This is a genomic window from Paenibacillus sp. URB8-2 (genome assembly GCF_013393385.1).
In the GTDB taxonomy this organism is placed as follows: domain Bacteria; phylum Bacillota; class Bacilli; order Paenibacillales; family Paenibacillaceae; genus Paenibacillus_AQ.
The window spans coordinates 1,269,443-1,282,842 of sequence record NZ_AP023239.1 but is presented as its reverse complement, the minus strand read 5'-3'; the positions used below and the strand labels follow the sequence as shown (position 1 = coordinate 1,282,842).

The following is a 13,400-nucleotide window of genomic DNA, read 5'->3' as shown; positions in this document are numbered from 1 at the left end:
TTAGAGCCGTATGGTCATCCCTTGACCGAACCGATCATGACTCCCTTTACGAAATAGCGTTGGAGCAATGGATAGAGCATAAGCAAAGGGAGAGCCGCCACAATAATCACGCCGAATTTAATCAGCTCGGTCACCTTTTGCTGGGCTACCAGTGTCGTAATATCCGTCAGCATATCCCCGGATGGCTGGTTCTGGATCAGGATGTTTCTCAGGATCAGCTGCAGCGGATACAGATGGGAATCGTTCACATAGATCAGAGCGTCAAAGAATCCGTTCCACTGCCGGACCACGGCGAGCAGCACAAGCACGGCGATGATGGGTTTCGACAGCGGCACGACAACGCTCCAGATATACCGCAGATTGGTGCACCCGTCGATGGCCGCCGCCTCCCGGAGCTCATCGGGCAAGCTCTGGAAGAACGTCCGTGCGATAATGATAGCGAACGCGTCCACCGCTCCGGGAAGCACAACCGCCCAAATCGTGTTGATCATGTGAAGATCTTTGACCAGCAGATAGGTCGGGATAATTCCCCCGTTAAAAAAGAGCGTGACGGCAAAAATCATCATGAAGGCGTTCCGGCCGTAAAGATCTTTTCGCGACAGCGGGTAAGCCGCCATGACGGTCAGAACCGAGCTGATGACAGCCGTGAGAGCGGCGTAAAACAAGGAGTTTCGGTAACCGGTCCAAATCGTGTTGTCGCTGAAAATCCGCTGATAGCCGTCGAAGGTAATCGCCTTGGGCCACAGCCATACATTGCCCGCATAAATTTGGTTCGGATCACTGATGGAAGCGATTACGATAAAGTAAAGCGGATACAAAATGATCAGCGTAAACCCGCCCAGCACGATAAAGTTGAACACATCGAAGGCAATATCGCTTTTGAGCTTATTTTTCATTCGAAACATGTCCGATCCCCCTTTCTAAAATAATCCGTTTCCGCTTATTTTTTTGGCCGTCCGATTGACGATGAGCAGAAGCACCAGATTGATGGCCGCGTTGAACAGACCGATCGCTGCAGAGAAGCTGTACTGCGCGCGCTGGATGCCGATTTTGTACACATAGGTCGAAATGATCTCCGAGGAGTCGATATTAAGGTCGGTTTGCAGCAAGAAAGCCTTTTCAAAACCAACGTTCATCAAGTTGCCCACCGCCAGAATAAACAGCACGGTAATGGTGGGAAGAATGCCGGTCAAGTCAATATGCCGGATTCTTTGCCATTTGTTCGCTCCGTCCACGACGGCGGCCTCATGAAGATGCGGGTCGATGCCGGCCAGCGCGGCCAGATAAATAATGGTGGCGAACCCGGTCTCCTGCCAAACGGTGCTCATGATATAAATCGGGCGGAACCAGCCGGCTTCGGACATGAACAGAACCGGCTTCCCGCCAAACGCTCCGATGATATGATTGACCAGACCGCTGTTGGGCGAAAGGAACACCATAATCATACCGGCAAGCACCACGGTAGAGATGAAATAAGGTGCGTAAATCACAGTTTGGACGAACTTCTTCAGCTTCTCCCGTGCTAATTGATTCAGCAGAATCGCGATGATCACGGGAATGGGGAAGGAGATCAGTAGGTTCAAGAGGCTGAGCAGAACCGTGTTCTTGATAATCGTCCAGAAGTTATACGATTCAAAAAACTCCTTGAAATACTGTAATCCCACCCAGGGGCTTCCCCAAATTCCGGCGCGCGGCGTAAAATCCTTGAAAGCGATCTGCACGCCGTACATCGGGATGTAACGAAAAATTATGAAGTAGGCCACAGGCAGAACTAGCAGCAAGTACAGTTCCCAATTTTTCCGGGCAGATTTCAGCTTTCTCATGTGCGACTTCCATCTGGCCCCGGCGCGCCGTCCCGGCAGGTTCGGAAGCGCCCGGACCGGCGCGGTCATCGGATTTCCGCTAGAGGCTTCCATTGATATTTTCGATTTAGGTTCCATTGAGCTTGTTCCCCCCTTATTTTTTTGAAACGTTTCCAATTGATGCTAAAAAAATCAGGTTGTCTCCCCTGCTCTATATTTTACAGGGATTTGGTAGACTTCACGGTCCAAGGTTTCTCCTTCCACTTTCCTCAGCAGCAGCCTTACGGCCGTTCTTGCCATCTCCTCGACAGGCTGGCGAATCGTGGAGAGCAGAGGATGAAAAAAAGGATGGTCCTGTATGCCGTCATAACCGATGACCTTCACATCGTCCGGAACGCGAATGCCCGCTTGCTTGGCTTTCTCGATATATTTGGCTGCGGCCATATCCGTGATGGCGAATACGCCGTCGATGTCTTGGTAACGGTTAAGAAACGTGCTGTAGTATTTATCCTCATCCCGGAGCGGATCGGGTTCCTCGTACACTTCATAAGGTATGCCCAGGATTTTGGCTTCATGTACGAAGCCTTCCTTCCGAAGCATGGTCTCGCTATATACGAAAGGCACATTGCCGAGGAAAGCGGGTTTCTTCACGCCGGCCTTGACCAGTTCTCTTAGCGCGATCCGCCCTCCCTCGAAGTTGTCCGAGGTCACGCAGGTGATCTTCTTGTTGAAATGCCGGTCGATGCTGATCATCGGAATGTCTGTGCTTACGCTGTTCTCAATATCGTTATAAGTGATTCCGACAACCCCCGCAACCTTGTTCTGCTTCAGCATATCGAAGTAATACAATTCCTTCTCGGGCTTGCCCCCGCTGTTGCAGAGTATCAGCTTGTAGCCCTCCCGGTCGAGCTCATCTTCAATATAATAGGCAAGCTCGGAAAAGAAAGGATGCCAGATACTCGGCAAGAGAAGTGCAATCATCTTCGATTTCTGCATTTTGAAGTTGCGGGCCACCTCATCCGGCACATAGTTCAATTGCTCAATAGCCGCCTTAACCTTGTCGCGCGTAGCCGGTTTCACCGCTCCCGCATTGTTTATGACTCTCGATACCGTGCCCACGGCGACCCCTGCTAAATTGGCTACATCTTTGATACTGGCCATGTGTCTTCCTCCGCCTCAACCTCTTTGATAGCGCTATCATAACATGGGTTTGGAAACGTTTCAATAGAAATTTTGAATCGTTTCCACTTTATTTTTTCCGGGTGGAAGTTATGTATCGTTTTGCAGCAGCCGGGCATATTAAATGCATATCCTTACGGAGTAAGGATTGAATTCCTGCATTAACCATGATACATTTTCCTTACCGAGTAAGGAAATATTCCAAGGTGCTTATTTTAATCCCCCCAATAGATGAGTAGATGACACTGTAGAATATAAATGTAGATGCGTTACTGTGAGAGCGTTATTAATAATGTTGAATTGATAATTAACTGATGATGAACTGACTATAGACGACATGGGTAGAAAAGGTGAATTTGATAATGATGAATAAGTTAACGGGGGTTAACGAGTACCGGGATATCAAAATTACCAGTAAACGACAACTTACGATTCCGAAAAGCTATTTTGATGCCCTAAACTTGGAAGACGAGGTCCAAGCGTACTTGTTGGATGATGGCATATTCCTGAAACCGGTGCGAACGAAAGAAACACTCCAAGAGAAGGACATTCAGTCTATTGTTCGCAAAACCCTTGCAGAGGGTCTCTCTGAGGAAGAGCTAGCAATGGAATTGACACGCCGCATAAATGAATACAATCGCTTATTGGCCGATCGGGTTCATGAGTTTAAGGAAGATATGGCTGATTTGGGATCGGATGATGACAAAGGGGATCTCGATTTCAATGGCCTGGACGTGTTCTTCAACGAAGAAAATGGAGAAGCTTCTCAAAGCACTTAACAAGAAAGTGCCGGCACTCCACACTGAACTACTGAATCATCAAAAAATTATTACCGATGATCCCAAAAAAGGATATCACTTTCTTCCGTTTTCCACTCCGCTATTTTGTTTTTCGGTTTGAAGAGAATGATTAAACTATAGTGTCCCGTTAGAACGACGCCCAGCAGTATTATCTTAATTCAGGCTTTTGTGGGGAGCTTCAAGCAAGAAAAAGCCCCCAATTTTAATGGGAGCTCCCCCAGCAAACTTTTTAGAAATCCTTCGTGCTTGAAGCAAGTTGTCCCTCCACTCCCGCATTAACGTTATATCCGCGGCCACTCCACTCAAGGATATAGTGTCCAATACGCATGCCTTGTGTATAACCTTCAGTCCAACTGTTCCATTCCAGAGAACCGCCGCCCGCAATGTCCTTCGCGAAATACACTTTACGGGTGACAATGTGCGTTAAAGTAACATGGACTTCATAGCTGCTATAATTCTTCAAAAGAAGTTTCAGTTGGCCATAATTCGCATTTACGGTAAATGAATTTGGTACGTTTGCGTCCCCACTTGCCTTATCTTTAATTTCTTTACCTACAGTCTTAGGGCTTCTGGTGTTTGCGCTAGAAAGATTAGGATTGGTCTTATCTACTGATTGACTTTCTACTGCACTAGATTTTGGAGTAGACGCATTCTTTTTAGTTGTACTTAGTGAAACCCAAGCAATCACCGCTGCAGTTGCCAAAGCTAAAGTTATTAAGGCAAAGTAATCCCCTTTTTTCTTCATAGCTTAATTCCTCCCATTTTTACAATTATCTAGTATAGTTGCTCATAATACAACCTATAAGATGTGTTCCTCGTCATTAATGACGCTACCCAAAACATCCTGTTAGCTTAATGGCGAATTTAGTCGCACTTCGTTAAGCTGACGGGCAAGATAACGCAACAAAGGCGACCTTCTTATGAAGGTCGCCTTTTAATAAACAATTGAAGATTAACGTCTATCCAACAGAAAATAACTCCTTATCTAATTATGAGTTTATATCTGGAGAAAAGATAAGTCTATATCTTTCTAGAATTTTCATATATGGTTTGGTTATACCTGGCCGGGAGATTCTAAAAGATGGGGGCATTCTTAATGGCAAGCTCGAGAATATTGCTTAAAGCTGCAAAATCATTTGAATTTAATGCAGAAACGTTAGTCTTCCTGAGCAACTCAACAAATGAAGTGTACCGGTTTACCAAGGGTGATCTGTCCTATATCTTACGGTTATCTCAGAAACCACAGGAATACGTAGAGAAGATAAGAGCTGAGGTGGATTGGGTCTATTATTTGGTGGAGAACGGTTTACGTGCTTCATTACCAATCAAAACAAGAGAAAATCAATTAACAGCAGTTTACCATGATGAAGATAAGTGTTATATTGCAACAGCTTTTTACGCGGCTCCAGGCCGCTTTTTTGATAAAAACGATGATCAATATTGGGGGCCAAAGGTATTCAGGAATTGGGGAGAAACAATGGGGAGAATGCATCGGCTTTCGAAATCTTACGGAGCTTCAGACGTCCTTGTGAAAAGAGATTGCTGGAGCATAAGCAACATCAATAACCCTCATCTGCAGCGCGGCAGTTTCTATGTACTCCTTGAAAAATTGATCTCCATGGAGCGTAGGATTCATTTACTCCCAAGGGATAGAGACTCGTTTGGACTGATTCATAATGATTTCCACCCTTATAATTTTTTTATCGACGACAGTGAAATAACCGTCTTTGATTTTGACGACAGTATCTTTGGTTGGTTTTCATTAGACATTGCGATTGCTGCCACTCATGCCGTCTGGTGGGGAGTGCAAAAAGATGAACGTGTTGCTAAAAACGAGTTTGCTCAACTGTTCTTACGTGAATTTTTAATGGGTTACGGTAAAGAAAATCATCTCTCAGAATACTGGTTACAAACAATCCCCATGTTTATGGAGTATCGGAATATTTGTTCTTTCTTCTGGTGGTTAGGTGAATGGGATGGTGATGAGAGTCGTCTTACAGAGGACCAACGGAATGCAATCAATAATGCTGTTAAACTTATTGAAAGAAGTTTGCTTTTTGATGGTTGCGATATTCAAATCTAGAGAATCATTTCCGCTTAGTGATCTCGTTTAAATGCGGATCTCCCCTTTTATCCATTCTGAACTTTTACTCTGTCAATTGACAGGGCCAAGCACCGGCTTTATAGTTGCAGTAAAGCGTTTACGTTAATTTTCGTTTCGATAACACATCTTGACCCAGGCCGAGACAACTTAAGCCCAAAGCGCTTAAAAGCTGCTGCCAGCCATATTTCTGGAGGAACCTGAATGAATCCCACGATTAAAGATGTCGCCAAGATGGCAAACGTTTCCATCGCCACGGTTTCCCGGGTGCTGAACAATTTGGGTGGTTACACCGACAAGACAAAACAACGGGTTAACGAGGTCATTAAAGAAATCGGTTATCAGCCCAATGCGATCGCACGCGGTTTAATCAATAAGCGGACGCAGACGATTGGAGTTTTGTTTCCCAATGTGTCCAGCTCCTTCTCCTCCGATATTTTGCAGGGGGTTGAAGATTTCGCCCATAGCCGCAATTACAGTATTGTGGTCTGCAACACGGACGATGACGGGAAGCGGACGATGAAGTATTTGCAGCTATTGCGGGAAAAGCAGGTGGACGGAATTATTTTTTCCAGCAGCGTGTTAAAGGATGAGTACCGGGAAGCTATCGGGCATATGAAAATTCCGGTTGTGCTTATCTCTTCACAGGGCAATGATGCTGCCATTCCCTACGTGAAAATCGACGATTCTCTGGCCGCATACGACGCAGTGGATTACCTGGTGGCCAAAGGGCATCGCAAAATCGCCATGATCAGCGGCGGCAAGGATGATGTCTTAACCGGCAGCCCGCGCGTACAAGGATATTTGAGAGCGCTTCAGAAGCATGGGATTCCTTTCGACGAACGGTATCTCGTATACGGGGATTTCCGGTTTGAAAGCGGGTACCGGGAATTTGAAACTTTGCTTCGCACCGTTCCCGATCTAACCGCCGTCTTTGCGGCCAGTGATGAAATGGCGATTGGGGTGCTGTCCGCCGCTTACAAGCATGGGCTCAAGGTTCCGGACGATATTTCCGTCATCGGATTTGACGGGCTGCAGCTGTCCAGCATGGTGGTCCCCCCTTTGACAACGGTCCGGCAGCCGCTGGTTGAAATGGGCCAAATGGCTTCGGAAATTCTGATTCAAATGATTGAAACCAGCGAAGCTGCCAAAGGGAAAATAGTCGACCATTCTATTGTAGAAAGACAGTCGGTAAGGACGCTTGCCTGAGAGTCTTTTTAAAATAAATCAAACCCGCCATAGAGCGAAAAAGAAGAACAGCACGTTCCCAATAACCTGGGAAACGTGCTGTTTTTGACTTGTCACCGAATCTAAAATTGGACTGCCTCTCTGTAATAGGAATCTGCCGCTCAATCTATTCAGTTGCCTGTTTTGTTCAACAAATTCGCGATCGTCTGAGCCGCTTCCGCCCGTGTTGCCATCTGTGCGGGAGCGAAGCGTCCGTCCGCCTGTCCGGCCATAAGCCCGGCGCTGCCTACGGCCTGCACGGCCGGGAGCGCCCATACCGCAATCTGTTCACGATCCCGGAACGTCAGGCTTTGCCCATTCGCGGTCCAACTTCCACCCGCCCGCTTGAACGCTTTGGACAGCATAACCGCCATCTCCTGCCGGGTAATCTCTTCATTAGGGGCAAACACAGCTGCGCTGCGCCCGGTAATGATTCCGGCTTCATAAGCGGCGGCGACATCGGCTGAGTACCATGCACCCGCCGCCACGTCACGGAATGGAGTGTGACCGGCGCTCTGCAAATGGAAAGCTTTGGTGAGCAGCGCGGCGAACTGGGCGCGTGTTACGTTGGCCGACGGCGCAAAGGTGTTATCCGTCATTCCGTTAATGACATGCTTCGCCGTCAAGGACCGGATTGCGCCGTAAGCCCAGTGGCTTGCCTTCACGTCTGTATAAGACTTGTCGTAAGCAAACACGGTGTACCGGCTCAAATGGCTTAAGTCTGCGCTTATCGTATGGCCCGCGACGTCCGTCTTGCCGCCGATATGCTGCCACTGCTTCAGGGTTTCATTGTAGTAATAAATTCCGAGCAGCTCGGCGGGGTATCCCTGTCCGTCTACGTTCAGGGAGAGCTGTAAAGGAACTCTGAAAGATGAAAGCTTCGCAAGCTCCCCATTCTCCGCCGCAAGGCCCAGCTGCAAGTCGTAAACGGAGCCGGCCGCCGCCCAAGGCTTAATGTCTGGCAGAGCCGCATCCTTTGCCTCTATCTTACGGAAAGAGAGCACAATCTGCGCATTGGCAGCCAATGTTCCTTTGTTCTCCTCCACAAGCTGCGCAAGGGTATCGTACCCCACCGTCAAGGCAAAACCCTTGCCCTGGACAACCAGGCTCTTACCCTTCAATCCGTCCGCCAGGGAAGCGGGAATTGCGATCCGGTTGTACTTGTCTTCGTCCAGCGCAATCGTGACCTTGCCGTTTACCGTCTTTTCCAGATCCTCCTTCTTCAGCTCCATAACAGCCGGTGAAGCGGATGGCGACGGCGACGGTGATGGAGCTGCGCCGCCAACCGGTGCCGGCGTTGCCGCCGGGGACGGAGTCTGGCTTGGTGCTGCACTTTGGCTTGGTGCCGAACTTGGACTTGGTGCCGAACTTGGAGTCTGGCCCGGCACCGTGCCGAAGAGCGGCTGAACGTCCGCCGATTTCGGCGCTTTGTCGATATAAATCATCGTCCAGTACTTCAGCGAAGGAAGCTCGATGATCAGCCGATCTCCATCCCATGTGAACTTAAGCTCCTGCGACATGCCATGATCGGCATCCGGAGTGGCCGCATACACTTTCAGGTTCGGAGCTTGTTCTTGTGACATACCGATGTCATAGGTTACTTTAAGATTGCTCTGCTGTACCGGCTCATTGGCGGCGTTTCTCCAGTTATCATCATTGTTAAGCAGGTTGATCAGATGCAGCACATCGTAACGTTCAAAGCCCTCATTTGATGCGTTCTTCCGCACGGTCGTCCAGATGGCATCCTGGGTTCCATTGCTGCTGGTCGCCAGGCTGCTTCCGTTCGCCTCCACCGCTATCGTCGCATTCGGATCAGCCTTGCTGTCAAACAGCAAGTTCTCGTACGCCGCGTTAAATTTGTAGTACTCCTTCATAGATTCCTTGGTAGACTCCAGCATCTTTTTGCTTTTGTTCGGATAGTACTCATGGGCGAGCATGCTCGGGCCATCTTCAAAATTCTCGGCGGTGCCGAGCTCGATATGCGTGGCTCCCAGAGCAGCGAGGCCGGCGTCCATCAGGCGCAGCGAGGACTCATTGAAATACCCCAGCGTCAAGCCCTTGATATTGACAGTGCCCTTGCCGCTTTCCTCATCCACTTTGAGCGTTACCTTATGATTTCCTTTTTCCAGATACGGAACGATGAAATATCCGTCCTGGCTGTAGGTATTTATGTCGCTGGTCGGGTCAAAGTAGATTCGTCCAGGATTTCCGCCCAGATCACTCACCCGTACTCCGTCGATATACACGGCGCGGCTGGTTCCCGTTCCCGCGTTGGAGTACGTGTAGATCAAGGAGATTTCGCCTGACTGCGGAACGTTAACATCGAACGATACGGCGTCATTCGGGTGGCCGAAGTTCAACACCGTATCCTTATACAGCACCATAGGGGCCAGGAAATCTGCATTTTCCGCTTCAATCGTTCTGGAGAAATCCTGATTATCTGAAGTGACCTTCAGGCTATCCAGCAAAATTCCCCGGTCGTCCAGCCCGCTGACAGCAATCTTGATGGAATTGAGTCCCTGATTCAGGTGGACCCCATTCTGGGCGACAACCGCCCAAGCGTCACCCTCTGTTTTCGGGAATGCCACTTCCTGGTTTTCGGCTCCATTTACGCTGACATTTCTTTTCACAGCCGCATCGGTATTTTTATAGTTCCAATCCAGATTGTAGTTTCCGTCCGCGGGAGCTTTCACATTGAAAGCCACAAAGTCTCCGTCTTCGGCAAAATTGCTTACATAACCGACGGATGTCGTGACTCCGCCAGCCGCCACAGAGCCCGCAACCGCATAGTTTACATCATCGACCAGCAGGCTGCTAAGGTTGGTGTACTGGCCGCTCGATTGCATTTCCACTTTGATCTCGTGAGGGCCCGGAGTCAGCGCGGCTTTAACCGTCTTGGCTTTTATTGGACCGCCCCAATCGGCCTGTGTAACAGGCAGAGCCAAGCTGCCGTCAACCACGTTGCCGTCAACGCTCACTGAAACGACACTGTCATTTCCGCTGCGATAGAGAATGGAGAAATCGGAAACAGCCTGATCAGGGTTAACCGTAAAGGTTACAGATTGACCCTGCTGTCCAAAGTCGTCCGTCTTTCCAAACGAAGTATCCACGCTTCCCGTACGGGGAATGACTGGGGACCAGCCGGTTTCCGCGTTTTCCGCTTCTATTTTTGTCCCGTTTGCTGTGATATTATCGACAGCGATGCTGTCTTGCTCCAGTGTATCGCTATCCTTCTTGAGCATTGCCTGATTTTCAGCGCCTGAATTCAGGTAGACGTTCTGAGTTACCGTCTCCCAAGCCTCTCCGGTGGACGGGAGTTGGAACAATCCGGCTTTCTTTCCGTTGACATACAGTGTCCGCTCCGCCGTATCTGTTCCGCTGTTCTTGTACGTTACGGCAACCGGATAGCTGTTCGCCTGAACCGCCGGGAACCCGAAGCTTAGGTAATCCCCCTGCTGCTTGAATTTCGTAATATAACCGGGCACCGCACTCTCATTCACTTCGCTCAACTGAATGCCATGGAGATTCAGATAATCTGATGGATCGGTCATTTCCATCTTGATATCATTCACTCCCGCATCCAGCTGAATCTCCTGATCAACAAAGCCCCATTCCTTGTTATTATTTTCGTCATACCACCCGTTGTCCGGCAGATTGGTGCTGTAAGTCCCTACTACATCATATACAGCGTTAGATACGGTAGATTTCAGCTCTACGCTGTTTCCGGAGTGATAGTAAATTCTTAAGGTTGCCTTCATATTCTTGTCACTGGCCGCTTTAAAGGTAACGGTTGACCCAGCGTTGTGAGAATCCGTTCTTGTTTTTTCATTATCCGAAGGACTGGAGATTTTCACTTCACCGGTTAGAGCAACTCTGGAACTGTCGTTGACCAAAATTACGGTAGGATCAGCAGACTCGTTCGAAACCGTCTCGATCTGGGTATCTCTCGTCGGCTGCCAGCCGATATCGGCGTGCTCGGCCATATACCGCTGTCCGTCCAGATTCAGATACTGCAGCTTCATGCCTGGATCGTTAACGGCTGCTTTCAGGGTGATCGTATTGTCGCCCGTCTTCAAAGGAACGAGACCAGCGGGAATTTCCTTGAAGCTGTCCCATCCGCCCGTCGCCGGGAAATTCACATTGGACGACTTGACTCCGTTTACGTACAGCTCCCGGCCTACTGCCGAACTGTCAACGCCGTAGCTCATTCCCAGCGGATAATCACCGGCTGCGGGGACGTTGACATGGAAGGTCACATAATCTCCATCAGTTTCAAAATAGTAAACATTGCCGTATTGGTCGGCCTTGCAGCTGATTAATTCCGCGAATACGGCTTCGTACTGCTTATGGAAGCCGCTTCCGCCGTCAACAACCAGGCTTCCGATATTCAGCCACAGGTCGTTGGAAGATAGCTGAAGCTTGACCTTGTTCTCGCCTTTATTCAGCTTGATGCCGGTCAGTTTCGCCTGGCCCGTCGGGTGGCCCCAGCCAGTCTTCTGATCGAACACGATATGATCGGCCGCAGCCTCGCCATTGACGGTCAAATACCCTTCAGGGTTGCCGCCGCCGTTGCCGTGCCCGTATTGAAGAGTCAGATTATAATCGCCGTCTTCGGGAGCATCGACTGTAAATATGATCTGGTCTTCATCCTTCTTGCCAAAGTCCCCTACCCAGCCCGCCGCCTTGGCAATCCGGGATTGGAACACGACTGTATTCGGAACATCTTTCGCCTCGGAACCGTCATAATGAACGCCCGTAGCCTGCTTGTAGTTCATATAGCCGGCGATGACCATCGCTTTGCCGCCGTCGGCTTCACGGGTCTGATTCACGACCTCCTGAAGATCCTTGTACTTGTCCTTATCCTGCCAAATTTCGCTGTAGTCGAAATCGGTCTTCGTATCCGGATTCGGTACGGCGCTGTAGCCCTGATTACCACCGACCATGTTGAAGGCCACATGGCTTTTGTCCGCATTGTTTGCCACAAGAGCGTCCTTGGTCGAATTGATGATTTTATCGAAATCCAACGAGTAGTAACGCGGGGTTCCATCGTAGCCAAGCAAATAATCTTTGTCGTTAGCTCCCCACTGGTCCAGATGGATGCCGTCAAAGCCGAAATCGTTGACCGCCCGGACATATTCCTTTGTGATGTAGGACCGCCACTCCGGATTTCCGGGGTCCTGCAGATACAGTGCCGTCGGATTCGGCTTCACGCCGTCGAAATAAAAGCCGACCTGATCCTTCTCCGGCGTTCTTGGGGCGGTGGATGTCTTGTTATACAGCCCCCACTCCGGCTTGACGCCGAAATCCTGATAATGCTCGCGCGCGGCATAGTTCATTTCGTATGCCATGGCAGCTGAGCCGTATTTCTGCGCTGCCGACACGGACTGCTTGATCGTCAGCGGAAACAGTAGCCGTCCGAGCAGATCCGTATAGCTTGAATCCGCGTTTACAGGCTCAGTAATAAAGTTGCCCTTCTCGTCTTTCACCGGCTTCCCGTTCTCGTCCGTCTTCGAGTAGACGGATACGTCATGGCGCCACATCCAGTCATAGAACTGGTAACCGTTGAGATAATACTCCTGGGACAGCTGCTTAAGTTTGGCGTCGCTCTCCGCAGCCGTCTCCTTCGGAAAATCGGCGACATAGCCGTATCTCGGGAAATGCGTCCAATCGCTGGAAACGTCCACGGCCGCCGTAACGTAATCGTCTGCCCCCGCGCCCTCTATCCATGCCTTGGCGATATAGCCTGTAAAATCGTCCGCAGGCGGAGTCCAATACACCTTGAGCTCGGCGCTGCCGTCTTTCAGTATGGTCAGGTCCTTTGCGCCTTCCGCCACCAAAGTGTTTAATTGATAAATTTGCATATGAAGCTTGCCGCTCCAGTCGGCGGATTGATTCATCGTAAGAATGAGTTCGGCCTTTTCACCCGGAGCAAACCGCGCCTTGGAAGGAACCATCTGTAAGATTTTATGTTCTGCCGGCTTATCCTCTCCAGCGGCGGCAGCCGTTCCAAAACGGCCGTAACCGAGTGTGCAGGTCTGAACCAGGAGCAGCAGCAGACAGAAATACGCAATCGCCTTTTTGTGTTTCATGAGCTTTCCTCCTTGTCGATTGACTGATATATGTTGTATAGAATGACTTCACCTAACGTAAACGTTTACTTCAATTCGCTGTTACTTCGTCTAATCTATCATTTTTAACCTCCTTAATTTCCTCGATCTGGAATGTAAACGTTTACGTAAAATACCGCAAGCGACTCTTTCCCGGACTTTTCATTATACCTGTCTCATGGCG

Annotated in this window: 8 protein-coding genes; 3 read left to right on the top strand and 5 right to left on the bottom strand. The window is 49.4% G+C overall.

Annotation, left to right across the window (positions count from 1 at the left end; all coding sequences use genetic code 11):
• Window positions 1-14 precede the first annotated feature (14 nt).
• From PUR_RS05945 to PUR_RS05935, 3 genes are all read right to left on the bottom strand, one after another.
• On the bottom strand, window positions 15-905 hold the full coding sequence (locus PUR_RS05945; protein WP_179034450.1) for a carbohydrate ABC transporter permease: 891 nt from the start codon (window positions 903-905) through the stop codon (window positions 15-17).
• Between the two features lie 15 nt (window positions 906-920).
• A complete protein-coding gene (locus PUR_RS05940; RefSeq protein ID WP_197970141.1) occupies window positions 921-1,823 on the bottom strand; it encodes an ABC transporter permease in 903 nt (300 codons plus the stop codon).
• 171 nt (window positions 1,824-1,994) lie between these two features.
• The gene (locus PUR_RS05935) at window positions 1,995-2,963 is read right to left on the bottom strand and encodes a LacI family DNA-binding transcriptional regulator (RefSeq protein ID WP_179034449.1); all 969 of its coding nucleotides are present in this window, start codon (window positions 2,961-2,963) and stop codon (window positions 1,995-1,997) included.
• Window positions 2,964-3,343: 380 nt separating this feature from the next.
• On the opposite strand from PUR_RS05935, the gene PUR_RS05930 reads away from it, so the two are divergent.
• A complete protein-coding gene (locus PUR_RS05930) occupies window positions 3,344-3,760 on the top strand; it encodes an AbrB/MazE/SpoVT family DNA-binding domain-containing protein (RefSeq protein ID WP_179034448.1) in 417 nt (138 codons plus the stop codon).
• Window positions 3,761-4,010: 250 nt separating this feature from the next.
• Here PUR_RS05930 and PUR_RS05925 read toward each other — a convergent pair whose 3' ends face one another.
• Window positions 4,011-4,526, bottom strand: a complete 516-nt coding sequence (locus tag PUR_RS05925; RefSeq protein WP_179034447.1) for a pilus assembly protein — start codon at window positions 4,524-4,526, stop codon at window positions 4,011-4,013.
• Between the two features lie 351 nt (window positions 4,527-4,877).
• On the opposite strand from PUR_RS05925, the gene PUR_RS05920 reads away from it, so the two are divergent.
• Both PUR_RS05920 and PUR_RS05915 read left to right on the top strand, forming a co-directional pair.
• Window positions 4,878-5,864, top strand: coding sequence for a phosphotransferase enzyme family protein (locus PUR_RS05920; RefSeq protein ID WP_232101732.1), 987 nt, complete (start codon window positions 4,878-4,880; stop codon window positions 5,862-5,864).
• Window positions 5,865-6,086: 222 nt separating this feature from the next.
• On the top strand, window positions 6,087-7,091 hold the full coding sequence (locus PUR_RS05915; RefSeq protein WP_179034445.1) for a LacI family DNA-binding transcriptional regulator: 1,005 nt from the start codon (window positions 6,087-6,089) through the stop codon (window positions 7,089-7,091).
• A gap of 149 nt (window positions 7,092-7,240) precedes the next feature.
• On the opposite strand, the gene PUR_RS05910 is transcribed toward PUR_RS05915, so the two are convergent.
• On the bottom strand, window positions 7,241-13,198 hold the full coding sequence (locus PUR_RS05910) for a glycoside hydrolase family 66 protein (RefSeq protein WP_179034444.1): 5,958 nt from the start codon (window positions 13,196-13,198) through the stop codon (window positions 7,241-7,243).
• Window positions 13,199-13,400: the final 202 nt, after the last annotated feature.